This is a genomic window from Neobacillus niacini (assembly GCF_031457145.1).
GTDB lineage: Bacteria > Bacillota > Bacilli > Bacillales > Cytobacillaceae > Neobacillus > Neobacillus niacini_J.
Genome location: NZ_JAVDVZ010000002.1, coordinates 15,169 through 40,376, shown reverse-complemented (window position 1 = coordinate 40,376; position 25,208 = coordinate 15,169). Strand labels below are relative to the sequence as shown.

Genomic DNA, 25,208 nt, shown 5'->3' with positions numbered 1-25,208 from the left:
ATAATAGAAATTTTATTCATAATAAGTCTATCATTTTCTGATAATATCATTCGTTTATGTAACTCCCTCAAAATCTTAAATTCCTTTGATTCGTATAAAAATAATCTCTAGGGTACTAGTAAGTCGTGTTTGGTTAACCTTACCCCACCCGCCATAAAAAATAGTCTATTATTATTCTAAGAAAATTTCATTTAGCAACCAAAACCTAACTAGTTTATAATAAAAGGATGTCCAAAATAGATATTTGAAGTCTATTCATGACTCTATGAAGATTTAAGCAGGTGAGTACAATCGACATTATTGAAACACGGGTGAGAGGTTTTATAGCTGATATTCAACACCCTAGTCAGAAAAAGAAAATAAATAGTAACGATTTAGAATTTCAGCTGCGCAAGCTGATGGATGATTATTTTGAAATGAACGGTTATTCGTTGTATTATCGTGCAGTCGAAACACTCCAAGGTGAAGGAGAACTTATCCCGATAAAAAATAATCAATATAATGGCAAAACACCAGCACTTGCCTTATATTATTGGGTTAATATCAAGGTTCAGGAATCCAAATGGGATCGTCTCGAGATGATGAAATTAAGTGATCAGTTTGATTTTTCCTATTATGAACGGCATCCTGAATGGCAAACGGTGGATGAATGGAACCGAATCCAGAATTTATATACTTTTCTAAAGTCTAGTCAGGAACGGGAAACCGTGTCATTAGAAGAAAGAAGCCTGGAGCTCTTTGGTCATGAAAAATTTTTAATAGATAGTGATAGTTTTCCCGATGGAAAAGGCTTTTTAGCTAGAATAGGAATATCAGAAGACCAACTTAAAATGGTGAACTATGGGGAGCCTTTTGTATTTTGGATGAAACAAGGGAAAGAAATGAAAGATATTCAAAGAATACTAATCGTCGAAAATCTATCTTTCTTTCATACTTCTATTAAATTATTGGAAGGGAATCAGCTCGATTATGAACCTGAACTAATCATTTATGGTGAAGGCACCAAAATCGAACGGAGCTTTTCCTTTTTCTATCGAATGTTTCCGCAAAAAAACTATCTTTTCTATTACGCAGGAGATCTTGATGCGGCAGGATACGGGATTAACATTCGGCTTATAGAAAAATATCCGGATTGCTGTATTCAGCCTGCATTGCTCATCTATCGCAAAATGCTTGAATGCCTAGAACAAAGGAATGACCAGAAAATAGGACAAACACAAAACCTCAAATACCGTGATTTATTTTTTCAATGGTTTACGGAAGAGGAGCAAGTGTTATTAATGCAATTATGGCAGGAAAATAAGCGAATCCCGCAAGAAGTTTTAACAATTGAAACATGGAGGAGATGGATGTGAACGAATCATGGGAAGGTTTCGCCCAGCGAATGCAACGATTAAATCCACTGTTTGAACTTGGCAGGGGAATGGAGGTAGGAGAGCTGAAGCCTCATATCCAAACCATTCTCATGCAAGTGCTCCTCACCATTTTTTATAGGGAATTAAATGATGATGAATTCAGACATAAATCCGATATCAAACATATGGTAGAAGATTCCATAAAACAAATGAAGCTATTAGCAGACGATAAGCAAATTGAACGGATTACAAGTGGGCTCCTTTATCAAGGAAAAGAAGAGTATAGTAAACCGTTTGAAGCCTTATATTACGATGAAATAAGACAATCTTGGGAAACTCAGGTCTTCCGATATGTCACGATGGATGAATTATATACGAATTTAGAAATCGGTGGATCGATTGTTTATAAACTCACGGATGTCTCTCAAGAAATGATTTTTATGAGCAGGGAAATGGCTGAGGAATTTTCCATAACGATTGAACAACTCTATAGTATGCAGCTGATTAAAAACGGTAATTTTAGAAAAGCTACTCGAAACCTCGATCACCTCATTTCACGCGTAAACCGCTTAATGGCAAGAGAATTCTCCTTTCAGAAGGAAATGATAAACAATCCCAAAATCTTATTGATTGAAGAAGAATGGCAAAGGGCCGACAACCGCGTAGAAATTGAAAAGCAATTTGATGAAGAAAAAAATCACTTCCGTACCATTACAAGCATGATAGAAAAAACGAAACGAAGAAATGAAGAAGATGATTATATTCAGAAAGAATTGATTCTTCTCCAAGAAAAAATTGGCCATACAAGGCAATTGCATGATCGTTTTGCCAAGCTAGTCATTCAAAATATCTCCTATGAGATGAAATTAAAAGCGGAAAACCCTTCTTTGTTTTGGGAGACCAGCCTGGTTTCATTTCGCGAACATATTTATGAAAATGGGTTCATGAAGGAAGGGGTCAAAAGCTTCGAGACTATAGAAAGAGTCCTTTCTCCTTTATTTTCACCGAAAAATGAATTTATTTTGCCGCTAGATTGGATATGGGGAGAGCAAGAATTTGATGAAAAACAACTTACCGATTCTGTAGTCGAAGAGGAGACAGGTGAAAGCATAACTCGAATGAGAGTGACAAACTGGGAGTCTGTTATAAAGGCATGGAGTTATGTTTTTCAACATTTACAAACATACAGAGAGTTTTCATTAGCTGATTTAAAAACAATGCCATTGGAAGTACAGGATTTATGGTTTGAAGAATCTGAAACAATTGATTTATGGATGATGTTTGATAAAAAGCCACTGAAGGTTCAAGTGCTGCATCGGAAGGAAGAAACATTAAGTGACGAGAGGGAAATTCTTCTTTATAAACTAATGGAGGAATATCCGCAATTTCAAACTTTTGAAGGCTCGAAAATCTTTACCATGTTTGATCATCGAGCCGAGCCGCATCTTTGGTACCAAATGAAAATTACCCCGTTTAAGATTTGTGTGCAGGAGGAGAAATAATGAATGCCGAATCAATCAAAAAAGCATCAGCTGTCTATTTTACTCTAGTAAAAGATAAAGTAATTGACGAAAATAGCGAACACTTCCAAACTTATTTTGATCCAGAAGTGAGACAGACTGTTCTTTTATTAGCAGACGAATCAGGTACATATATCATTGAATCGCCTAAACGGATTCAATTAGTTGTCCAGCCGACCGGTTCGGTCTTTGCTACGAACTTTACACATATGAAAGAGAAGCATAAGCAAGTCGAAACAAAAAAACACTTTCATCTTATTAGCGTTGTCATTATGGCTTTTTTAGCGAGCATTGACCGCAACCAGGCCGCAAAAATCCGAACGAAGCGAGAAGGGATTAGCTACTTCGCATTAGAACGGCAAGTCAACGATCTAGTAATGAATTGGGATAGCATTCTGAAAGCGAACCCTGCCTTCGGAGAAGAAGAACGAATCGATATGAAAGACATTGTGACAACGTGGAAATACATGGAAGTGGATACGGATGATTATGGGGCTAAAAAAGCCAATAGACGAACCAGAATCGGTTTAATTGCAAGCAGCATGCGCTTATTAGAGACAGAGGGCTTAATCGTTATACTTGATCGGGATGATATTCCAAAAGCGATTCCCAAAAATGAGCTTTTTGAGCGAATTGAATACCTGTATCACGATTATGATCGTTATGAATTATTTAAAAAATTAATGACTACAGAGGAGGATGAGCATGCCGAAAATCCATCGAATTAGAATTGTTGGCCTGAAGTATGATGGCATGCAAAAGCAATATAAAGATACCACTTTTAATTTCCATAATGAAGAGACATCAACAAATGGTCTTATTGCGATGATGAATGGTGGCGGGAAAGGTGTATTCCTGCAAACCATCTTCCAAATTCTTAAACCTGGAACCTCATGGGGAAAGCAAAACAATCGTTATTACCAGCAGTTCTTTTTTAATAATAAAGAGCAATTTATTCCTTATACCTTTCATGTTCTCATTCAATGGGAATTGGACGGGTCTGACCGCCGGCACCTGGTAACGGGAGGTATGTTCTCAGCCGAACAGCGGATCTCGATGAGTGAAGAAAGTGGTAGTGAAAGCAAGTCGTTGGAACAGGAAGCGAAGATCCTCCCCAATATTACCTTTTATACAAGAGAATTTGAACGGAAAGAAGAGGCATCCCTTGAGCATATTCCACTCTTTGAAAATGATGAGGTTGCGGAAACCGAAGGCTTGAAGGATTATTTAAAATGGAACGGATATGACGTTTACCGCGATACGAAGAAGCACTATCGCATTCTTGATACATACGGAATTAACCGTAAAGACTGGGATATCATGAAAGAAATTAACAAGGATGAAGGCGGCGTGGGCAAATACTTTGAGGGAGCAGAAGATGACCATTCCTTGTTCCAAAAACGAATTATTCCTACTGTTAGTCAAGTCTTGCATCGGACGGAACATCAAAAAAACGATCTTGTCGAGATTTTCAAGAGTCAAGCAAGTATTGCGAAGGACCTCCCTGTTCTTTTAAAAAGAGAGCAGGCACATAAGGAATTTTTAGAAGACATTGTCCCTTTTGAAGAGAATCTAGCAAAAGGAGTCGAGCATAAAGAAATTGTTACTGGCAGTGTAAAGGTAGGAAGACAACTGCTTGGTGCTTTAGAACATTTAAAGAAATCAGAAGAGGAAAGTTTGCTTACTTTAGAGAAAGACATTGAAAAATTAACGATTAGGCAAGCAGAGCTACGCTTTCAAAAGGACAATTTAGAGTATGCAAAAGCTCACAGAGAGGTACGAGATTGGGAGAAGAAATTAGTAGAAGAAAGGAAAAAGCATTTTTCCTTACAAGAGATTGTTAAGGAAAAACAGGAACGAAAAGAACAGCTTGCCTTTCAGGCTTTATTGAAAGAGTGGAATGAAAACGAACAAACCATACGCTCTCTTTCACAGCAAATCGCGACATTAGAACAAAATAGCGGTTTAGAGCAAGTGAATCAAAGAATGGATGAAATCAAAAAAGAAGCTAGAAAGCAATGGGAGGATTCTTATCTATCCCTCCAAGAAGCTGTTAAGCAGTATTTGGGTTATCAAAAGTTCTTGAAGAAAAAAGGAAATGATCTGTCGCAGCAGGATAAACATAAGACAAAAGAGATTGCCCAGCTTAGTACTGAAATAGATTTCTTATTTACCCAAATACAAACATTTGAATCTAAGGAAGAAGGGCTCATCAAAGAATTTGGCGACCGTATAACCTATGACTTAAAGGGTTTTATCGAGTTTCTTTCTAAACAAATTGAAGACAAAAAGGGTAATGTAGAAGAACTGCAGGCAAAAGATAAAGAATCTAGTGAAGTTCAAAATCAACTTGCTGCTGCACATGGTACTCTCGTCCAATCGATACAATTTTCTGAGGAAAAATGTGCAGAGTTAAAGAAAGAAAATGAAGAGCAAAGGCAAAAAGAAGCAAAACTAGTAGATAGGCTTCATGGGTTATTAGATGATGTCACTGGACCATTTACTCATGCGCTTCTTTCAAAATATACGATACAGATTGAAGAAATACTAGGCAATAATCGAGAACAAGGCGAACAAATTAAAAAGGACCTTTGGGAAGTACAACTGGACCATTCCTTAAATGATGAGCACTTCTGGATTCCCAATAAAGATGTGAAAGAATTAAAGGAATGGATCGATGAAAAAACTGGGATTGATGTATTTTATGGAACACAATTTCTCCAATCTTTAGGAAAAGAAGAAATCGAGAATTACCTTTTGACGTATCCGCTCCTTCCTTACGGTTTAGTCGTTAGCGGGCAGCAATGGCAAAAAATTAATCAGCAGGTTCTTTCAGGAAGAATGTTTAAAAGTCCTGTTCCGATTTTCTTACGTGAGGAAATGAACAATGAGACTCACCAGTATTCCTTTGTGATCATTAACGGAACGGAGAAAGAGCTTTTAACGGATAAAAATCATTTCACTAACTGGAAAATAAAGATTGCTAAACAAATAGAAGAAAAGAAAGATACATTAATTGAACTTGAAAAAACAGAAACCTCCTTACGTCGGATTTTAAAAGAAATCGATCGATTTTTATCAAAACCGCTAGCTGGAGATATTGAGAAAACCTTCAATCAGGAACAGAACGCCCTTTTTTCAAAGAAAAAGAGTTTACAAGAAATCACGACACAACAGGAAAAAGAAAAAGAATTAAAGCTTGGGCTAAAAGAACAGTTGGAGACCACAAAGGGAAAGATTGAAAAGCTTACAAAAGATGTAGAAACATTAGAAGATTTTGACCGTGAAAAGCTAGTTCATCTAGAAAATAAACGTTTGAAGGTAGAGAAAGAGAAACAAAAGGAAGCCTTACGTCTAGTGCAGCAAGAAATTGGAAAAGAGCACCATAATATCGTTGAACTGCAAACCAAGTGGAATCAAACGTATTTAGAATGGAAGGTAACAACCGAACAAAATATAAAAGAGATAGCCATCTTTATTGAGACAGCGATTTTTCCTGCGGATGAAAAAGCGGAGCAAGGTGAAGAGGTCCCACGTTTATCGCCACATTTATTAGAAGAGGTAACTGGCAGCATACAAGAGTTAAAACAGCTCCAAAAATCAAAAGAAGAACAGGCTAGAGAATTATTAGTTATTCAAGCAAAAAAAGAAACAGAACAAAAGCAGCAAAAGAAATTAGAGAAAAAACTCGATTCTCATAATAAGGAGTGGAATAACGCTCCGGAACCAGATGAACCTATTAGTATCTTAGAAAATATGCTGCAAACTGCAAATAAGGAAGCGAAGGCTGCGGATAAAGAAGAACGGGAACAAGGAACAGCTGTAACGGTCGCTGAAACTTCCCTAAAGCATGCAACAGAACAGCGTGACAAGACCGGAAAGAAAGTGGCCAAGCATGAAAAACAGCCTGAAGAATGGGAAGACCTTGACTTAGAAGTAAAGGCTGTGGAAATAAAAGACCAAACGAAACAAACGAAAGAGGAAGAAAAGCAGGCTGAAAAGCAGCTAAAAGAAAAAGAAACCAACATTGCTGGTTATGAAGGGGATTTGTTAACTTTATCCGTTATCCTTAAGGAGGAGGCGGCAGCATTTACGGAAAGTGATTTAGAAAAAATTAAGAGTCAAGGAAAAGCATGTATCCTATCCTGGTGTGAAGAACATCAAAACATTCAGGAAGAGGGCCAAGAGAAGCATGCGAAAATCGAGCAATCCTTACGTAATTTAAAGTTAACGATTGAAGGTAAAGATTGGGAGATTCGTTTTAAAAATGAAGTATTAACCACATTAGACCATATGGATACGAGGCATTATTCCCATATCCAAAGTGTAGTAAAAAATATGAAGCGTTTTTCACAAAGTGGATTGGAACAATTGGAACGTGACAAAGAAAGGGCAGAGAATGCTCAAAACTTCTGGGCTAGCCGTGCCAGCATGAAGGTCATGAGTATTTCAGAGGCAATTCGTTCCATGATTGCAAAAATGAAGCTGAAAAACGAACGAGGATCCTTCCCGCTCGTCCAGCTCAAAGAAGACATCTTACCTAAAAAGCCTGAAGATGTCGAGCCGCTTCTGAAGCAGCATTTTGTATCTGCTATTAACAAAATTACTAAACAATTCGATACGATTGATCATACGAATCTAGCTGTAGACCAAGAAATAAAGCAGCTCATTAGTGATGAACAAATTTTGTTTGTATCTCTACGAAATCGGTATCCTGAGCTATTGGTTTACAATATGCGAACGGATAATGCCTTTATGTACGGGAAACCGCAAAGAGAGCATTATTCAACCTGGCAAACGATTAATCAAGGTTCAAGAACAAAATCCGATGGTAGTGGAGGACAAAAGCTATCTGCCCGAATGGTGATGATGATGATGCTATTATCCGTTAAAAACGAAACAGATCAAAGCTGGGTTCCGTTAGTCTGTGATAATCCGTTCGGACAAGCGGCATCGGCACACGTCCTTGATCCGATATTCTCAGTAGCCGAAAAACTGAAGTTCCAATTCATCGTTGTTACTCCGCCAGAACTAGTGAAAACGGAAATCAGCCAGAGATTTGAAGCCTATTACAAATTAGACTTCATTCGCGAAAAAGGGAAAGAAATTGTTTCGGACACGATTGTTCCAGCATTTCGAATTTACCAGGGTGCTGAAGCAACACAATGATGAAACATTGAGGATTTAATGTAAAAAGTCTCACCTTCTGTATGGAAGGTGGGATTTTTTTACTTCGGTTGTTTTTACATAATTACTGATTTAATATTTGGTTTGCACTTCACTTTTACTATTTAGAATGATAGATTGATAACCTAAATGTGACAGGTTTAAAGATTGTCTAATAAAATTACAAATATTCATAAAATTATCACAACCTAAAGTTGTCTGAATTTTTATATAATTAATTTTGTAATCGTTTACAAAACCTTGCGAAATATTTGATTGTGGGGGTGTGACAAAAAGTACAAATCAGTTTTTTAAGTTAAATTAGAGGGGTAAATTAAGGGAGGATGAATGAATTGTCAAGTAAATCTAAACGTTTAAGAAAACTTGTAATGGGCTCGCTTGTAACAACTATCGCCGCAGCTTCTATTGCTGGCGGAGCATTAGCCGCTCCACCAGACCACTCCAACGCTGGTGGGAAAAAGTCACCGTCGGTTGAAGCTCGTGTCAAGCCTATCATCAAGATAGGACAACGCGAGTTCAAAGATCTCAACGCCAATGGAAAGCTTGACCGGTACGAGGACTGGCGCTTGTCCACCGAAAAGCGTGTTGAAGACCTTCTTCCACGCATGAGCATGGAGGAGAAGGCTGGTATCATGCAGATCACTTCATTAGGGTCTACTGCTGATATCGTTAAAGATTACGTTAATAACCGCCATATCCGCTTTATGATTATTCGAGATAACCTTACAGCAGAAAAGTTAGCAGAGCGGGCTAACTCCTACCAGGAGATTGCAGAGGCTTCATCGTTAGGTATTCCACTCGTTTTAACGTCTAACCCTCGTAACCACATCAATGAGCAAAATCAGTTCGGAATCAGTGAAGCCTCTGGCCAGTTCTCATCTTGGCCAGGTACATTGGGTCTAGCTGCAACTGGTGACATTGACTTAATCCGTGATTTCGCAGAGATCGCCAGAGATGAATGGCGCGCATCCGGAATCCAGAAGGCTTATGCATACCAAATTGAGACTGCGACCGAACCGCGCTGGCGCCGCATATCTGGTACCTTTGGGGAGGATCCAAAGTTGAATGCAGAGATTGCACGTGAGTTAGTCCTTGGCTTCCAAGGAAAGGAGCTTAGCAGCCAGTCTGTGGCCCAGACGATTAAACATTTCCCTGGTGACGGTGCGGTACTTAATGGCCTTGACCCACACAATGATGAAGGTCAATATGCTATCTATCCGACTGAAGGCAGCTTATACAAGTATCAGCTTCCGCCGTTCCAAGCAGCTATTGACGCAGGTGCAAGCTCGGTAATGTCCTACTATAACTTGCCTAAAAACGATATGAGCGCTGTGCAGCTTCCGAAAAATCTTTGGTACTCTGATACACAGCAGTTCGAGGAAGTGGCGGGTGCCTATAACAAGAAAATCATTACCGACTTACTTCGCGGTGAGATGGGCTTCAAAGGCTACGTTAACAGCGATAGCGGTGTGCTGACTAGCATGGACTATGGAGTTGAAAATCTAACAATCGAGGAAAAGTTCGCGAAGGCAATTGATGCGGGAACGAATATCTTCTCAGACAACAACAATCCAAGCGGTCTAATTTCTGCGGTTAATAAAGGGCTGGTCAAAGAAAAGGACCTTAACCCATCAGTAGCCCTGTTACTTACTGAGATGTTCAACCTTGGAATGTTTGAGGATCCATACACTGATCCAGCAAAAGCACAGGCACTTGCAGATTCGCCAGAGTCTCAGGCTCGTGCAGACGAGGCTCACCTTAAGTCAGTAACGCTCCTGCGTAACAACGAGAATATGCTGCCGCTGACTGATGCCAAAATAGCATCTACGAAGCTTTATGTTCAGGTATTTGCAGGCAATAACAGTGCAGCTAGGACAACAGCGCTAAAGGAGCTCATTGCTAAGGAAGATCCATCCGTCACTATCGTTAACACGCTTGAAGAGGCAAACGCAGCCCTTGTTATGTTGCGTCCAACAGCTTTTGAGAACAAAGTTGACGTTCACACTCCTGTCGATATCAAGTTGGGTACAAACACTGGCATAGATGTTAATAGAGTGATCGAGATTGAAAAGAAAGTTCCAACAACCCTTGTCATCAATCTTAACAACCCATGGGTCATGGATGAGGTTGAGCCACACGCTGCAGCTGTTGTCGCAACCTACAACGTAAGTGGAGAGGCACTTCTAGATGTGCTTCGTGGCCGCTTTAACCCTACTGGTAAACTGCCAATTACCATTCCAGCCAACCAGGAAGCTGTAGATAAAAATGCTTCTGACGTCCCAGGCTATGCTGAAAAATTCGACTACACCTACACAAATGAAGTTGGTGATGATTACACCTTCGGCTTCGGTTTGGGCTACGACAAGAAGTAAGGTAAGAGATCCAAGTAATACTGGTTCCAAATAAATAAACAGGATTGAACTCTGTAATACAGGGTTCAATCCTTTAATTTTTTTTTGGAATCATCAGGTGCAGTTCCCCAAATCAAACTTCGTATGAAAAATCTTTTCCATATAAGTAGCGGTATGACAGGTTTTTCATAAATGTGACAAATTAAAAAGATTGACTAACAAAATCACAAAAAAATATAAAATTTTACAATTGGAAGTTATTCCATTTTTTATATAATTAATTTTGCAATCACTTTGCAGGTACTGCAAAATTTAGATTTAGAACAAGGTACTTTATAGGAGCAAATCTTAAAAAGGGTGTGTGTATATTTATGGAATGTCTAAGCACTAAACAATTGCTAGAATCTTATATTCTTGCAATTGATTTAAACTTAAGTAAAGAATTTATAGGTATATTAGGTAATGAGTTGCACAAACGAGATCCTAATCAGTCACTATTCCTTAAACAGGGTAGTAAGCATGAACATTGTTTATTTAAAGATACGCTACATCTAATGGAGGGTACCTTGTGACTGAGCAAGAAAAAAAGTTACTTATTAAAACATCTGTTATTCTTAGGAAAGATACTAGCCAAATGAAGTTAGTTGATATTATTGAAGAATTGATTCATTTTATTGAATCAAAATCGAATTAAAAATTAATTCGTTTGTCCTCTTACGCTAGCTAATAAAAGGCGAAAGGGGATATTTGTTTTGCGGAAAAAATTTAATAGTTGAAAAAGAACGGTAGCGTAAACTCTTTCAAATGCCGCTAAATTTCCCCAATCAACCAACCTCCTGAATTCATTATTAGAAAAGTACTCCCTCGTAAACAAAATGAACAAAATGATTATTAAGTTTTTAATGCTGTTTAAATGTATAACCTTTAAAATATTCGAAAATTTTGTAAAATTAAGAAAACGTTTACAAGGGGGAATTAAAAATGTTTTCTATTAAAAAAATTTCAACATTCATGTGTGCTGGGGCATTGGCACTAACTCTTGGTGCTTGTAGCAGCAAAGAAACAGCAAGCCCTGACAAGAAGGAAGAAAGTACAGGTTATCCGACGAAAACAATTACAGTTGTAGCACCATCTGGAGCAGGTGGGGGATGGGATTTAACTGCTCGTTCGTTTACAAAAATTTTGGGTGAAACAAAGATTATCGAACAGCCATTGACGGTTGAGAATAAGCCTGGTGGCGGTGGTGCTGTATTTATGGCTGAATATGCTACCCAGCAAGCAGCGAATAACGATATGCTCTTTGTCAATTCACCACCGATTGTGATTAACAATTTGAAAAAAGAAGGAAATAGTCCATATGGGTACAAAAATACAACGCCATTAGCGCAGTTGACAAAAGATTTTGGTGCTATTGTCGTAAAAGCCGATTCTCCATTTAAAGACTTAAAGTCAGTTTTGGAAGAAGTAAAGAAGGATCCTAGTAAACTAACATTTGCTGGAGGTTCAGCTCCAGGTTCCATGGACCATTTAATCTCCATTCTTCCCGCTTATAAGTATGGAGTGGACCCAACAAAAGTGAAATACGTTTCCTATGATGGCGGCGGAGAAGCGGTTACAGCACTTCTTGGCGGTAACGCAGATGTAATTGGCACCGATGCCTCCAGTGTGAAGGAGTTTCTAAAGGCGGGTAAGATACGCGTGCTGGCGATTACCTCTGAAGAACGATTAGCTGGGGATTTTAAAGATGTGCCAACTGCAATAGAACAAGGTGTAGATGCAGAATTCACCATTTGGCGCGGGGTTTTTGGACCAGAAAAAATGTCAAAAGAAGCAAAAACTTATTGGGAAAAATCCATTGAAACACTCGTGAACTCTCCTGAATGGAAGAAAGAAGTAGAGACGCAAGGCTGGGAATTGGAATACAAAAACAGTGCTGATTTTAAAAAGTTCTTAGACGAGCAAGAAAGCCAAGTCCAGCAATTATTAGAAGCATTAGGTATGCAGAAGTAAAAGGTGAGGGAAGGGGGATACTTTCTCCTTCCCGGTATTCTTTTTGAAAGGGGATTTCGAATGATTATTCAATTTGATCGCATTGCATCAGTTTTGTTTCTCGCAATAGGTGTTCTTTTTATCATTGGGAGCCAGCAGCTTGGAAGCTCCTCCTATGGAAGTTCTGTTGGACCAGATATATTTCCGTTAATTCTTGGAATCATACTTGTATTATTAAGTATCCGTCTATTTTATGAAACATTCAGGCAAAATCAACAGGGTTCTAAAGAAAAATTATTGTACAAGCCATTTTTAATCATCTTTATAGCGACATTATTTTATATTTTGACATTGGAAACAATCGGGTATGTCATCACTACCTTTCTATTTTTATTTGTTTGTTTTCAAACAATGGAACGTTCAAAGTGGGTTCAATCCCTTATCATTTCTGCTTGTTTTTCAGGATTTGTATATTTCTTTTACGTAGAGATTTTAAAAGGTACGCTTCCAGACTGGCCAATTTGGTTTTCATAGCCAACTAGAAACTTTTAGAAAGGAGATCAAACCATGAGTACAATCGATTACTTAATTCAGGGATTTGGAACAGCCCTTATTTGGTATAATATCTTATTTGCTTTTGTTGGGGTATTGATTGGAACCGCTGTTGGTGTGCTACCAGGAATTGGACCGATGAGTGGTGTAGCCCTGCTAATTCCAGTAACAGCTTCTATTACTGGCGGCCTTCCTCCGGAACAAGCAGCAACCAGCGCCATTATCCTGTTAGCTGGAGTCTATTATGGAGCAATGTATGGAGGATCGACCACTTCCATTCTATTAAATACACCAGGAGAATCCTCTTCTGTTGTGACAACTTTAGATGGTTACCAGATGGCGAAAAAAGGAAGGGCTGGAAGTGCCTTATCCATAGCGGCAATCGGATCTTTCGTGGCAGGGATTGTTACACTTGCTGCGCTGATTCTATTAGCGAAACCACTATCATCTGTAGCGATAAAATTTGGACCGGCCGAATATTTTTCTTTAATGCTTTTAGGGCTCGGAGCTGTCAGCGGGCTAGCTGGGAAATCTGTTACAAAAGCATTAATCATGACGGTTTGTGGATTATTACTTGGAACAATTGGAATTGACAGCGTATCAGGTATTGCTAGATTTACCTTTGATGTCCCGTGGCTGTATCAGGGAATTGAGTTTTTAACCATTGCTGTTGGATTGTTTGCACTCGGTGAAGTGTTTAAGACCATCTTGGAAAAAGATGAGGAAGATGCTGAAATTGCAAAGATTAATAATTTACTGCCATCAAAAGAAGAGTTAAAAGAATCTGCAGCTCCCATCGTCCGTGGCTCATTATTAGGTTTTTTTGTAGGGATTTTACCTGGTGCCGGGGCAACGCTTGCATCCTTTTTTTCCTATATTCTTGAAAAAAAGGTTTCAAAAGATCCATCGAAATTTGGAACTGGAGCTATTGCAGGAGTTGCGGCACCAGAATCTGCCAATAACGCTGCATCTGGCGGTGCGATGATACCCCTTTTAACATTAGGGATTCCAGGGTCGGGAACAACAGCAATATTAATGGGAGCGTTAATGATGTATAATGTCCAGCCAGGACCATTATTATTTGAAGACCATCCTCAGGTAGCTTGGGGACTGATTGCTAGTATGTTTATCGGAAATATTATGCTATTAATTCTAAATCTTCCACTTGTAAGAGTGTTTGCAAAAATTATTCAAACCCCAAAGAAATTTTTGATTCCTATGATCATAGCCATTTCCATTTTTGGTGTCTATGCAGTTCAAGTATCCACGAATGATCTCTTGCTTTTATTGGTTTGCGGAATACTTGGTTATTTTTTGACCAAGAATGATTATCCCATTGCCCCGCTCGTTCTCGGATTGGTTTTAGGGCCAATGGTTGAGAATAACTTACGACGTGCGTTAACGATTTCTAATGGCGATTTCAGTATATTTTTAACAAGACCGATTTCGTTGGTTTTTATCCTTATTACCCTTCTTTGGCTTGTCATACCACTTATGCTGAAAAAACGAGGAAAAGACGTAATCATTAATATTGAAGGATAATTATTTTAATAATTCGAAAAACTCCTTTTTTTAAGGAGTTTTTTTATTATAATAAGCATAGAGGTGTTTGCATGCTATTACATACAAAATTAATGCTAGTAATATCTATTCTAATTATCTCAATTGGCGGGATTTTTGAGATAACTTTTAAAAATATTTTGGAAACTCACCTTAAAGATGAAATTGGTTCTAAAGCCTTGTCCGTGGCCCAAACGATTGCGAATATGCCAGAGATTCAAGAGGCTTTTCAAGCGGACAAACCACAATCAGTCTTGCAACCGATTGCAGAAGGCATTCGTAAACAGGTAGGTGCGGAATTTATTGTAATTGGGAACCGGAATGAAATCCGCTATACTCACCCAAATCCGGATCGGATAGGGAAGAAAATGGTTGGGGGAGATAATGTTCGTGTTTTTAAAGGCGAATCTGTAATCTCCGCATCTACAGGGACACTAGGCCCATCCTTAAGGGGAAAAGCACCTATCTTTCGTCAGGGAGAAGTGATTGGTGTCGTTTCAGTCGGGTATCTCCAGTCCGAGATTGAAATGAAAGTTTCAAAGATACAGAAACAAATCTTAGCTGCTACTTTTCTTATTTTAATAGGAGGATTACTAGCTGCCATTTTTATCTCTTTAAATATCAAAAAAGCGATATTTGGACTGGAACCAAAAGAGATAGCCTGGATGTATCAGGAGAAACATGCAATACTGGAGTCTATACATGAAGGGATTATTGCCATTGATACCAATGGACAAATCACTGTAGTTAATGAAACTGCTCATAAGATTTTGGACATTCCAAATGAATCACTTCTGCGTGGAAAAAGAATCGAAGAGGTTTTAGGTAATACCCATCTTCTTGAAGTGGTTCGAAACGGACAGGCAGAATACGATAAGGAGACAATCATTTTGGGGGACATTTACTTGGTAAATTGTATCCCTATTTATAATAAAAAAGGGGATGTCATTGGTGCTGTTTCTAGTTTCCGTAATAAGTCAGAGCTTGCTCATTTATTACAGGAATTATCCCATGTAAAAGCATATGCTGAAGGATTACGTGCTCAAACTCACGAATATTCCAATCGTCTCTATACTCTTCTTGGGTTGATTCAACTGGGGTCTTATAAAGAAGCCATTGATTTTATCTCAAAAGAAGTGGATGTTGCCCAAGGGTTCATCCAATTTTTAATGAAGGAAATACCAGATCCAATTCTTGCTGGGTTTATTTTAGGAAAGATTAGTTTAGCAAGCGAATTAAAAGTAAGTTTTTTAATAGACAAAGAAAGTACCTTTAAGGATATACCGAACGAGATTAGTAGAGATTTATTGGTTACGATTATTGGAAATCTCGTCAATAATGCTTTTGAAGCCGTGAGGGAAAATGATAAGGAAGAAAAAAGAGTTTTGTTGTTTTTAACAGATTTAGGTAAAGAGTTGATTATTGAAGTAGAGGATAACGGAAAAGGAGTCGATAGCAAAAATAGTAATCAGATTTTTAATGAAGGATTTTCAACAAAGAATACGAATTCTAATGCAGGAATTGGACTTAGTCTCGTTCAAAACGCTATTAATAGCTTAGGTGGTTCGATTACATTTTCATCTAATGTGGGGGAAGGGACGATTTTCACTGTAGCCATACCAAAAATTAAGGGGGTAGTAAAGGATGGGGGACCGGGATATCGAAGTGTTAATTGTTGAGGATGACTTAAGGATAGCTGAAATCCAAAAACGGTTTATTGAACAGATTGAAGGCTTTCAAATGGTAGGGATTGCCGCGAGTTATGTAGAAGCTAAAACATTAATTGACATCTTGAAACCGGATTTGCTCTTGCTCGATGTTTATTTTCCTGATATGAATGGGCTGGACTTACTTAAAGAAACCAAACAGCAAACGAAACAAATGGATGTTATTATGATTACTGCAACAAAAGAAATTCATAAAGTCCAAGAGGCTATAAGTATAGGAGTCTTCGATTATATTATTAAACCAGTCGTTTTTGACCGCTTTAAGCAATCATTGCTAAGATTTCAGGATTATCATGCAAAGCTTTTACAATTAGGAGTAGAAAATATCCATATTAACCAGCAGCAGGTAGACAAGCTGTTACGAAGAGAAGTGGATGAAGCTGGTAATGAAAAATTTTACCTGCCAAAAGGGATTGACCCGCTGACGCTTGAAAAAGTTATCGAGGTCCTTGGGAAGACAGGAATGGGGCTGACAGCAGAACGTGTGGCCAAAGAAATTGGTGTTAGTAGAACAACCGCCAGACGTTACCTCGAACATTTAGTTTCGATGGAAAAAATTGATGCTGATTTATCGTATGGAACAGTAGGCCGGCCTGAGCGGGTTTATATGGTAACGGGGAGTATGTAAGAGATTATATTGCAATTTTTTTGGGAGGTGTTCAGCCTGAAATCCATCAAGGTTTCTTTGCAGACAAAAATATTCGGGCTGGTTCTGTCACTAGGCTTGTTATTGATCCTGTTAATGACTGGATTTTATAGTTATATGGAAAGTAAACAAATTGAAGAAAATAGGGGAAGGCTGGCACTAGAAATATCGAAAACGATATCCTTTATTCCTGATATCATTGGTGCTTTTGAAACGAGTGACCCTGCTAAAACCATACAACCCCTAGCCGAAAAGATTCGAATTGAAACAGGAGCTGAATTTGTCGTTATTGGGAATAAAGATGGCATTAGATTTTCACATCCGAGTGCAACAAAGATTGGGCTAAAAATGACAGGCGGGGATAATGATAGAGCACTAAAAAAGGGTGAGTATTATGTCTCTGAGGCAGAGGGCTCACTTGGACCATCGATTAGAGGAAAATCCCCTATTTTAAATGAACAGGGGGAGATTATCGGAATTGTTTCTGTAGGATTTCTTCTTGAGGATGTCCATCAGCAAATTATCGATAAAATTTTCAAAGTATTCATTGTTTCTTTCTTTGCCCTGTTAATTTCCCTCGTTGGAAGCATTTTTCTTGGAAGAAATATCCGTAGAGATACATTGGGGCTCGAGCCGTATGAAATTGCTAATCTTTATAAAGAGAAAAACGCAATCCTGCATGCTGTAAAAGAGGGGATTTTAGCTATTGATAACCAGGGTAATATCACGATGATGAATCAACGGGCGAAGAGGCTGCTCGATATTCACGGAACAGTGAGAAATAGGAAAGTGGATGGGCTGTTTCCTTCAAATTATTTGTATGAGGTAATAAAATCAGGAAACTCCCAAACAGATAAAGAAATGGTCTGGAAGGATAAAACCGTGATCGTAAATTGTACCCCCATTTTTAATGAAAATGGTATTAAGGGGGTTGTCGCTTCTTTTCGTGATAAAACAGAGATTGAGCAGATGCTAAATACCATCTCAGAGGTAAAACGATATTCGGAAGACCTCCGTGCCCAAACACATGAATTTACGAATAAATTATACGTATTATTGGGCTTGCTTCAACTAGGTGAATATAAAGAGGCTGTCGATATGATACAAAGTGAAACACAAACACTACAAGTCCAGCATTCAGTCGTTTTTAACCAAATTAATGATACAAAAGTTCAGGCGATTCTATTAGGGAAAATAGGAAGAGCATCAGAAAAGAAAATAAAGTTTGAAATAAATGCAGATAGCTATTTAGCTATATTACCTTCTCATATTACTCTCTCCAACTTAATCGTAATCCTTGGAAACTTAATTGATAATGCCATTGAAGCTGTCTATGATTGTGAAACTCCTACGGTTAGTTTTTTTGCAACAGATATCGGTGATGATATCATCTTTGAAATTTCTGATAACGGAAAAGGAATTGGGGAAGAAACATCTCTTCTATTTGAAAGAGGTTATACCTCCAAAAACAGTGCTGAACCCAGGGGGTTTGGTTTATCGAATGCAGAAGAGGCTGTAATAGAATTGAATGGTATCATCGAAGTACAAAGCAGCCAGAATGGTGGAACTGTTTTTACCGTTTACCTGCCGAAGAAAGTGCAAGGGGTTGATGATGTTGAATGGAATTAAAGTGGCTATTGCGGAAGACGATTTTCGAATCGCCGATATACATGAAAAGTTTCTGAATAAGTTTAAAGAAGTAGAGGTAGTAGGTAAAGCGTTAAAAGGTGCGGAGACACTGCAATTATTGGAGCAGCAAAATCCTGACTTGCTGCTGCTGGATGTTTATATGCCGGATATGCTAGGTTCGGATCTTCTCCCTATCATCCGGGAGAATTTTCCCAAGGTTAGTATTATTATGATAACAGCTGCAACTGATAAAGTTTTCCTGGAAAAATCTTTGAGCTATGGAGTGGAGAATTATTTAATCAAACCTGTAAGCAGGGAACGATTTGATGAGGTCATTCAGGAATATATAAAAAAACGCTCACTTCTTTCAACCACTAAAGAAGTAAATCAAGATTATGTTGACCTTTTTTTTCGTAAAGGTAAAAGTGGAGGAGCGGCAAAGACCGTTGGGTTACCAAAAGGTATTGATGAAATCACCTTGGGAAAAGTTAAGGCGGTTATCACCGAAAGAAGAGAGGGACTTTCAGCTGAGGAAGTAGGGAAGGAAATTGGTGCTTCTCGGATTACAGCACGTAGATATTTGGAATATCTCTCTTCTAGACAGAAAGTTAAAGCAGAAGTAGTTTACGGTATTGTTGGCAGGCCGGAAAGAAAATATTACCCAGTATAGAGGATGGCAAACCCTGCCTACCTCTTTTTTTATGCCTTAATTCAAGTACGAACCCCTTAATGAATTATTCTACACTGGGGAAATTATCCTCTTGTGAACAAAATGTACAAAATCTATTTAATTTACGATAATAACTTTATTTTGGTAACGTTTTCACAACGGAATATTTTGATTATATTTAATTTACAAACAAAAGGGGTGAAGAAGATGCTAGCATTATTAGGTTTTTTGATGATACTTACATTTATGATATTAATTATGACCAGACGCCTTCCCGCAATGATTGCACTAATCGTTATTCCTGTCATTTTTGCACTAATTGGCGGCTTTGGAAAAGAAATGGGCCCGATGGCGCTTGAAGGAATAAAAAGTGTTGCTCCAACGGGTATTATGATTCTTTTCGCTATTCTCTTCTTCGGTATCTTGATAGATGCAGGAGTTTTTGATTCTATTATTTCAACTATCTTAAAGGTTGTAAAGGGAGATCCAGTAAAAATAGCGATTGGAACCGCAGTTCTTGCACTATTGATATCTCTCGACGGAGATGGGACAACAACCTACATGATTACTATTTCTGCCATGCTGCCGTTGTATAAACGGATTGGCATGAAACCATTAATTCTAGCTGGAATTGCTGTTTCTGCTTCAGGTGTCATGAACCTTCTGCCGTGGGGTGGACCGACTGCAAGAGCAATGACAGCCTTACATCTTGAGATGTCAGATATTTTTATTCCGGTTATCCCTAGCATGGTGGGTGGAGTGCTGTTCGTATTGTTCATGGCCTATTGCCTTGGAAGAAAAGAAAGGAAACGGGTGGGTATCCTGCAAATTGATCACAGCATCAATGCTGAGGTAGCTGCTACTTCAGAAGATGCTTATCTAAAACGACCAAAGTTAATAGTAGTAAACTATTTTCTAACGATTATATTATTAGTAGCACTAATCAACGAGGTTCTTCCAGCAACAGTATTGTTTATGATTGGATTTGCATTGGCTATTACGATTAATTATCCAAAAATTAGTGACCAAAGAGAACGAATTGTTAATTATGCAGATAATGCCTTATCGGTTGTTTCGATGGTATTTGCAGCAGGGATCTTTACTGGTATTCTGACTGGTACGAAAATGGTCGATGCGATGGCGAGTTCCATGATTTCCTATATTCCTGATGTTCTTGGTTCTCATTTTGCCGTTATTACGGCGATTATCAGTGCACCTCTAACATTTTTCATGTCTAATGATGCTTTTTACTACGGAGTATTACCCTTGCTGTCCAAAGCAGCTAGCGTATATGGCATTGACCCAGCAGTAATAGGTCGAGCTTCATTATTAGGACAGCCTGTTCATTTATTAAGTCCTTTAGTACCCTCAACATACTTGTTAGTGGGTATGGTTGGAGAGGATTTTGGGGATTTACAACGCACATTCCTTAAATGGGCCTGTGGTTCGACTTTGGTTATGATTGTCGTTGCTATTAGTTTATCAATTATTCCTTTTTAACTAAGATTGTTTTAATAACAACATTTAAACAGTAAATAAAAAGAAAAATAGAATGGAGATGAATTTTATGTGGATACTTACTGTTTATTCAACGCAAAACAATATAAAAATGTTTGAATTTGATTCAGAAGTGGAAGCAAGAGAAGCTTTATTAAAGGAACCAGGATGTAAGGTTCTTTCCGAAGTAATTTATTTTAACGATGATTGCCTGGAATTTCCCACTGTTTAAAGATAGTTTTATATAACCATTTATGGATGAAGAAGAGTAATTTCATAAATGGTTATTTTATCTGCATTTTTCTTGTTTTGGTGATGTGAAAGAAGGTAAATTCTATGATAATATTGTTTCGTATTGTATTGGAAATTATTTTTCCGATATTCGTGTTAATTGGGCTCGGTGTAATCCTGCAGCGTAGAGTCAGACTTGATTTATCTACATTGTCAACGTTGACAGTGTATTTATTATTGCCTGCTGTGTGCTTTGTAAATATTTATGAGAGCAAGATGTCTAGCGCATTAATTACTCAAACATTACTATTTTTATTCCTTTTTAATTTTTTGCTTATCCTAACCAGCATGTTTATTGCTAAAGTTAATAGGTTTGACCGCACACTAGGAGCTACTTTTAAAAACAGCATGGTATTAAGCAATTCAGGTAATTACGGTCTTCCTGTAAGTGAACTCGTTTTTGCCGCAAATCCTGCAGGTATGTCGATCCAAATCATTACCTCTATTTTTCAAAATATCCTCACTTTTACCTATGGTTTTTTTAACAGTGTCTCTGCCCAAAGCAGTGGTTTAGAAATCTTGCGAAAAATTATGTGTCTTCCGGTTATTTATGCATTACTATTGGCCATATTGTTCAAATGGTTTCATGTGGAAATTCCAAAATTCTTATGGAAACCATTTGAAAATGCTTCGAACGCATTTACAGCTGTTGCCCTGATCACCCTTGGGGCCCAAGTGGCCTATTTAAAGATTACAAGGATCACTAGACCAATTGTATGGATTGTTATCGGCCGCTTGATTATTTCACCCATTATTGGCTTACTGGTAATATTCATTCTTGGTTTGACAGGTATAACGGCTCAGGCACTATTCATAGCCAGTTCTTTTCCTTCTTCAAGAAATAGCGCTCTACTGGCTCTTGAGTATAATAATTATCCTGAATATGCTTCACAAGCTGTTCTACTAACTACTATCCTAAGTAGTTTGACTGTTGCGGTTGTCGTTTATCTTTCAAAAATACTCTTTTAGAAAAAACGGGATATTTTTAATTGGTGAGAATCTGCCTACTGTTTGAAGGAGAGAATCTCACCAATTTTTTGATGGACCGAAGTTAATATTTGTTTGGTAAAATAAGGGTAAGTCATCAATAGTATGAGAATACAAAAAGAAATCTAATAACCTCTTTCAACAATACACTTTTTTTTGAGATATTGAAAAAATTGACTTCTGGAATTTCGGGACTTATTGATAATGATAAAGGAAAACTAAATGGGTGAGGTGTCCTAAGCACCAAAAGGAGGTAGTATTGACATTAAATCGAAAAAAACAGTAGTGATTATTGCCATTATTTTATTATGTGTTGCTGGTTTAATAAATCTAGTGAAAAAAGATATATGGGATGTTAACACCAAATTATTGAAAAAAGAAGTTTTATCTATCGGACAATCCGTTGAAAATGTAAGTTTATTAGATTTAACCCCATTTGTATGGGATATTGCATATTCCTTTGACCCATATACACCGAAAGAGTCGATATATGAAATAGTCGGTTATAAATGGAACAATATTAGTGAAACAGTTAGTGAAGGAATGAACCAAATCGTTTTTTTAAAGGATGGGAAAGTGGTTTGTTATTTGTATGGATACCCTGAAAATAATGGGTTTGGGATAAATTTTTCAAATGAAAATAAGCCAGGTGCAGCTTCAGCGTCTGTACTTAATTATAAAGATGATTTAACTTTTCAGGTTATAAGAATTAATAATGTCATATATTTAAGCAACGCAACAGAAAGTGAATGATGTTAGTATTTACAAGTAAATTAAAAACGTTTACGTGTTTCATAGATATAAGATTAAGAATCTACAGGGCTGCATAGGGGAGGATTATTAGTGCATCATTTATCAGCTTCTTCGACTGTTTTTTTGTTAGGGGACAATCATCCGCGTGAACAAGGTCTCGAGTATTTAGTTGGCCCCCGTGCACAGGTGATGGCCCGGATTAAGGGAATTCGGGAGTATCGCCAGCACCATTTCGATTTAAATAGTAAAGGACTTTGGCCGGTATTAGCAGGAGTGGACACAACAGTTGATGAATCAGATGACAGAATCGACGGGATGGAAGAGTTTTTATTGAAAGATGCCGTCTCCTTTAAACAAAAACAGATGAAAGCCAATGAGTCACATGTCTTTAAGGAGACTGATCATTACATAGCTAGTGAGACAGACAACCATTGGCTGCGGAGCCCTAATGGTAGTAATAAAGTGGGCTTCCGCACAATCGTGCTGATTCGTCGAAAAGCAGATATCGCGTTAAGTGACTTCGAAGATTTTATTAAAAATATTTTGGGCCCGGCGCTTGCAAATACTAAAGAATTATTTGAGGTTCGTTACCAGGTATTACTGCCGGCAACGACCGAAACTAAATCCAAAGGAAACTATCACGCTTTATTCGTTCTAGGAGCTTTCGGGTATAATGAGTTGCAACAGTCTCTTCTATCACCTGTTCTTGCTGTGACATGGAATGCACAGAGCCGGTATTGTGATGCGATACATGCTTATTCAGTTTCTCAGACATATGTTTTTACAAAAGAAGGAAGACCCACTCTTCCTCAGGTAAAACCAGAGCCGAAGCCGAGTTTAGAACCGGTTAAACGTGAACTCCCACCTGCCCCCGCGCGTGCCTCCCTTAAGAAAGGAAACACACCGTTCCCGCCTTCACGTCTGATCCCGATTAACGGGTATGGACCCGAGGATGTAGTTGTGGATGACCAAGGCCGCCTTTTATGTGGTGTCAAAGGAGGACGTATCCTAAGGATAGATCCTGAGCGTGGTATAGAGGAAATGGTAGGTAATACGGGTGGGCGTCCTCTTGGTCTTGAAGTTCTACCTGACGGGCGTTTACTTATATGTGATGCTTACAAGGGTCTGCTCCGTCTAGATACGGATACTGGTAAACTTGAGACTCTGGTTCAATACGTTGATAATTTACCACTACGTTTTTGCTCAAACGCAACCGCTGCTAGTGATGGAACGATTTGGTTTACCGAATCCACTAACAGATACGATTTTGAGCAGTATAAGGGTGCCCTTTACGAGCACCGGCCTTCCGGACGCCTGTTCAGACGTGACCCTGATGGCCGTGTAGAGGTAATCCTTGACAAGCTACATTTTGCCAATGGAGTTACTATGTCAAGTGATCAGTCTGCTGTACTCTTTGTCGAAACGGATGGTTACCGACTCAACCGTCTATGGATTCGCGGACCCCATGCAGATAAGAGAGAGATACTTGCTGAAAACTTACCGGGTTTCCCTGACAATGTCTCTCGTATACAAGACGGGAAATTCTGGGTTGCGATGGTCACCCCACGTAACAAATTGCTTGACTCTCTTGGCAAAGCACCAGCTTTATTCCGCAAACTTATTTGGAGAATCCCTGACCAGTGGCAGCCTGCTGGTGTCCGAACTACCTGGGCAATGTTGTTTGACGAAAATGGGAATGTTCTTATGGATTTGCAGGATACTCTATCTAACTATCACGGAGTTACAGGTGTGGCTGAGTATGACGGCCGGTTGTATCTAGCAGGCCTTGAAGAGAAAGCTTTGCTGTCACTTGATCTAAGGGGATATGACAACTATTGATATATAATTAATTTCACCTAAACTCTTGGCTATATTGTATTCATGGTGACCGTAATTGGAAGAAAAACGAAAAAGAGGTCATCATGAGGCGTTCATGGTGACCGTAATCAAGGGAAAAATGAAAAGGCGGTAATCATGAAGTGGCTTTTTTTGTCGTAATAAATGGAACCCGAATCAAAAAAGACTAGTAATCCAAAGCAGTCATGTTTTTTAACTTTTTATTTTCTCTTTTTTGGCTATATCCATCACAACATCCTCTAGCGTTGCTCTCTCCAAAACCTTCTCCATTGCAAGTTGAGCAGCTGAAATCAATGGTTCAATTGTATTTTGAATGTTTCTGCCTACAAGACAATTCAGATTGGGGTTACCATGAACGCTAAATAACTCATTTTCCTGTACTACATCTACTGCCTTATAAACATCAAACAGTGTAATATCAGATAATTCCCTCGCAAGTTTAGCTCCAGCAATACCAGGATGAACTTCCACTAGACCTGACTTTTTAAGCATTCCCATAAGTTTTCTGATCACGGCTGGGTTCGTGTTAACACTGGCAGCTAAATATTCGGAAGAACTTGTTCCTTCTTTATTCAAATGAATTAAGGCTAATATATGAATTCCGACAGCAAATCGGCTGCTGATTGACATCTTCCGT

The 25,208-nt window shown here is 38.4% G+C and carries 20 protein-coding genes; 19 read left to right on the top strand and 1 reads right to left on the bottom strand.

What is annotated here, in order from left to right; all coding sequences use genetic code 11:
• Window positions 1-281 precede the first annotated feature (281 nt).
• From J2Y03_RS05015 to J2Y03_RS04925, 19 genes are all read left to right on the top strand, one after another.
• On the top strand, window positions 282-1,355 hold the full coding sequence (locus tag J2Y03_RS05015; protein WP_310191479.1) for a Wadjet anti-phage system protein JetD domain-containing protein: 1,074 nt from the start codon (window positions 282-284) through the stop codon (window positions 1,353-1,355).
• Entirely contained in the window at window positions 1,346-2,857 is a 1,512-nt protein-coding gene (locus tag J2Y03_RS05010) for a hypothetical protein (RefSeq protein WP_310191476.1), read from the top strand. Before J2Y03_RS05015 ends, J2Y03_RS05010 begins: the two co-directional genes overlap by 10 nt.
• Complete coding sequence (locus J2Y03_RS05005) at window positions 2,857-3,603, top strand: DUF6063 family protein (RefSeq protein WP_310191473.1); 747 nt, start codon at window positions 2,857-2,859, stop codon at window positions 3,601-3,603. The genes J2Y03_RS05010 and J2Y03_RS05005 overlap by 1 nt, the downstream gene beginning before the upstream one ends.
• Window positions 3,581-8,044 (top strand): hypothetical protein, encoded by a 4,464-nt coding sequence (locus J2Y03_RS05000; protein WP_310191470.1) that lies wholly within the window; start codon window positions 3,581-3,583, stop codon window positions 8,042-8,044. The genes J2Y03_RS05005 and J2Y03_RS05000 overlap by 23 nt, the downstream gene beginning before the upstream one ends.
• Before the next feature lie 350 nt (window positions 8,045-8,394).
• The gene (locus tag J2Y03_RS04995) at window positions 8,395-10,434 is read left to right on the top strand and encodes a glycoside hydrolase family 3 protein (RefSeq protein ID WP_310191467.1); all 2,040 of its coding nucleotides are present in this window, start codon (window positions 8,395-8,397) and stop codon (window positions 10,432-10,434) included.
• Window positions 10,435-10,784: 350 nt separating this feature from the next.
• Complete coding sequence (gene sda / locus J2Y03_RS04990; RefSeq protein ID WP_310191464.1) at window positions 10,785-10,985, top strand: sporulation histidine kinase inhibitor Sda; 201 nt, start codon at window positions 10,785-10,787, stop codon at window positions 10,983-10,985.
• Window positions 10,982-11,107 (top strand): hypothetical protein, encoded by a 126-nt coding sequence (locus J2Y03_RS04985; protein ID WP_310191461.1) that lies wholly within the window; start codon window positions 10,982-10,984, stop codon window positions 11,105-11,107. The genes sda and J2Y03_RS04985 overlap by 4 nt, the downstream gene beginning before the upstream one ends.
• A 287-nt stretch (window positions 11,108-11,394) precedes the next feature.
• The gene (locus J2Y03_RS04980; RefSeq protein ID WP_310191459.1) at window positions 11,395-12,423 is read left to right on the top strand and encodes a Bug family tripartite tricarboxylate transporter substrate binding protein; all 1,029 of its coding nucleotides are present in this window, start codon (window positions 11,395-11,397) and stop codon (window positions 12,421-12,423) included.
• A gap of 60 nt (window positions 12,424-12,483) precedes the next feature.
• Window positions 12,484-12,936, top strand: a complete 453-nt coding sequence (locus tag J2Y03_RS04975) for a tripartite tricarboxylate transporter TctB family protein (RefSeq protein WP_310191458.1) — start codon at window positions 12,484-12,486, stop codon at window positions 12,934-12,936.
• Between the two features lie 33 nt (window positions 12,937-12,969).
• Window positions 12,970-14,496, top strand: a complete 1,527-nt coding sequence (locus J2Y03_RS04970) for a tripartite tricarboxylate transporter permease (RefSeq protein ID WP_310191455.1) — start codon at window positions 12,970-12,972, stop codon at window positions 14,494-14,496.
• A gap of 92 nt (window positions 14,497-14,588) precedes the next feature.
• Window positions 14,589-16,193, top strand: coding sequence for a sensor histidine kinase (locus tag J2Y03_RS04965; protein ID WP_310191452.1), 1,605 nt, complete (start codon window positions 14,589-14,591; stop codon window positions 16,191-16,193).
• Entirely contained in the window at window positions 16,159-16,869 is a 711-nt protein-coding gene (locus tag J2Y03_RS04960; RefSeq protein WP_310191449.1) for a response regulator, read from the top strand. Before J2Y03_RS04965 ends, J2Y03_RS04960 begins: the two co-directional genes overlap by 35 nt.
• A 114-nt stretch (window positions 16,870-16,983) precedes the next feature.
• Window positions 16,984-18,516, top strand: coding sequence for a sensor histidine kinase (locus J2Y03_RS04955; protein ID WP_310191446.1), 1,533 nt, complete (start codon window positions 16,984-16,986; stop codon window positions 18,514-18,516).
• A complete protein-coding gene (locus J2Y03_RS04950; RefSeq protein WP_463675875.1) occupies window positions 18,500-19,186 on the top strand; it encodes a response regulator in 687 nt (228 codons plus the stop codon). The genes J2Y03_RS04955 and J2Y03_RS04950 overlap by 17 nt, the downstream gene beginning before the upstream one ends.
• Before the next feature lie 102 nt (window positions 19,187-19,288).
• Window positions 19,289-20,686, top strand: coding sequence for a CitMHS family transporter (locus J2Y03_RS04945; RefSeq protein ID WP_310191440.1), 1,398 nt, complete (start codon window positions 19,289-19,291; stop codon window positions 20,684-20,686).
• A 67-nt stretch (window positions 20,687-20,753) separates the two neighbouring features.
• Complete coding sequence (locus tag J2Y03_RS04940; protein WP_310191438.1) at window positions 20,754-20,915, top strand: hypothetical protein; 162 nt, start codon at window positions 20,754-20,756, stop codon at window positions 20,913-20,915.
• Window positions 20,916-21,019: 104 nt separating this feature from the next.
• A complete protein-coding gene (locus J2Y03_RS04935; RefSeq protein ID WP_310191436.1) occupies window positions 21,020-21,943 on the top strand; it encodes an AEC family transporter in 924 nt (307 codons plus the stop codon).
• 303 nt (window positions 21,944-22,246) lie between these two features.
• Window positions 22,247-22,714, top strand: a complete 468-nt coding sequence (locus J2Y03_RS04930; RefSeq protein ID WP_310191434.1) for a hypothetical protein — start codon at window positions 22,247-22,249, stop codon at window positions 22,712-22,714.
• 90 nt (window positions 22,715-22,804) lie between these two features.
• A complete protein-coding gene (locus J2Y03_RS04925; protein ID WP_310191432.1) occupies window positions 22,805-24,553 on the top strand; it encodes an SMP-30/gluconolactonase/LRE family protein in 1,749 nt (582 codons plus the stop codon).
• Window positions 24,554-24,763: 210 nt separating this feature from the next.
• Here the strand turns inward: J2Y03_RS04925 and J2Y03_RS04920 are convergent, their stop codons facing one another.
• Window positions 24,764-25,201: an Rrf2 family transcriptional regulator gene (locus tag J2Y03_RS04920; protein ID WP_310191429.1), complete on the bottom strand. Its 438-nt coding sequence runs from the start codon at window positions 25,199-25,201 to the stop codon at window positions 24,764-24,766.
• Window positions 25,202-25,208 lie beyond the last annotated feature (7 nt).